This window comes from Citreimonas sp., assembly GCF_042096055.1.
Classification (GTDB): Bacteria; Pseudomonadota; Alphaproteobacteria; order Rhodobacterales; family Rhodobacteraceae; genus Citreimonas.
This window is the reverse complement of the sequence record NZ_JBELMH010000010.1, coordinates 25,931-27,452: the sequence shown is the minus strand read 5'-3', so window position 1 is coordinate 27,452 and position 1,522 is coordinate 25,931. Positions and strand designations below refer to the sequence as shown.

1 protein-coding gene is annotated in these 1,522 nt (G+C 65.8%); it reads left to right on the top strand.

Translation table 11 applies throughout. The features are described 5' to 3' along the window. Nucleotides 1-44 precede the first annotated feature (44 nt). On the top strand, nucleotides 45-1,522 hold a 1,478-nt coding region (locus ACFDTC_RS04310), incomplete at its 3' end, for a BCCT family transporter (protein WP_375257642.1).

The following is a 1,522-nucleotide window of genomic DNA, read 5'->3' as shown; positions in this document are numbered from 1 at the left end:
GCCGGAGAGACGACGAGACGGAAACGAGCAAGAGGAGGCCACCCATGGCCGATACGACGACCGATGATCAGGGGATTCCCTCGCCAGACGGCGCGGTAAACCCGATCGAGACCGACTACGAGGTCGGACAGGACAACATCGAGAAGAAGATCGGGCCCTTCGGGATCGACATCCACAACCCGGTGTTCCTGATCTCCGGGATCGGGGTCGTGCTGTTCACGGCATACGCGCTAATCTTCCAGGAGCAGGCGGACACGATGTTCAACGCCCTGCGTCCCTGGCTGACCAGCACCTTCGACTGGCTGTTCCTCAGCGCCGCCAACATCTTCGTCCTGTTCAGCCTCGCGCTGATCGTCCTGCCCGTCGGCAAGGTCCGCCTCGGCGGAACCGAGGCGACGCCGGACTACACCTACGTCGGGTGGTTCGCGATGCTGTTCGCCGCCGGCATGGGCATCGGCCTGATGTTCTACGGCGTGTCCGAGCCGCTGACGCACTTCTCGACCTCGGTCAATGGTGGCTCGTGGGCACCGTTGTCCGGCGCCGAGGGGAACCCCGAAGCGGCCGCGCGGCTCGGCATGGCGGCCACGATTTTCCACTGGGGCCTGCACCCTTGGGCGATCTACGCGGTCGTCGCGCTCGCTCTGGCGCTGTTTTCGTACAACAAGGGTCTGCCGCTTTCGATCCGCTCGGCGTTCTATCCGCTGCTGGGCGAACGCGTCTGGGGCTGGCCCGGTCACGTTGTCGACACGCTGGCGGTTCTGGCGACGCTGTTCGGCTTGGCGACCTCGCTCGGCATCGGCGCCGAGCAGGCAGCCTCGGGGCTGACGCTGCTGTTCGGTTCGGGCGACGCGGCCGAGGGCACGCGGTCGCTGTGGGGCATCCCCTTCGGCAACGAGAACGACTCGCTGAACTCGGTCCTGCTGCTGGTGCTGCTGATCGGGGCGATCACGGGCGTCGCGACGATCTCGGTCCTGCGGGGCCTCGACGGCGGGGTCAAGCGCCTGTCCGAGATCAACATGGGCCTGGCCGCGCTGCTGCTGCTGTTCGTGCTGCTGATCGGCCCGACGCTGTTCCTGATCGTCGGCTTCTTCGAGGGGCTGGGCGCCTACCTGGTCAACCTGCCGGCGCTGTCGAACCCGTTCGGACGCGAGGACACGAACTACATGCAGGGCTGGACGTCCTTCTACTGGGCATGGTGGATCAGCTGGTCGCCCTTCGTCGGCATGTTCATCGCCCGCGTCAGCCGGGGCCGCACGGTGCGTGAATTCGTGACCTGCGTTCTGCTGATCCCCAGCCTGGTCTGCGTGCTGTGGATGACCGTCTTCGGCGGCACCGCGATCCACCAGGTAGTCGAGCAGGGCTACACCCAGGCACAGGACGCGGCGCTAGAGCTGCAGCTGTTCGAGATGCTCGCCGCCCTGCCGCTCGCACAGATCACGTCGTTCATCGGGATCGTGCTGGTGATCGTGTTCTTCGTGACCTCGTCGGATTCCGGCAGCCTTGTGATCGACACGATCACCGC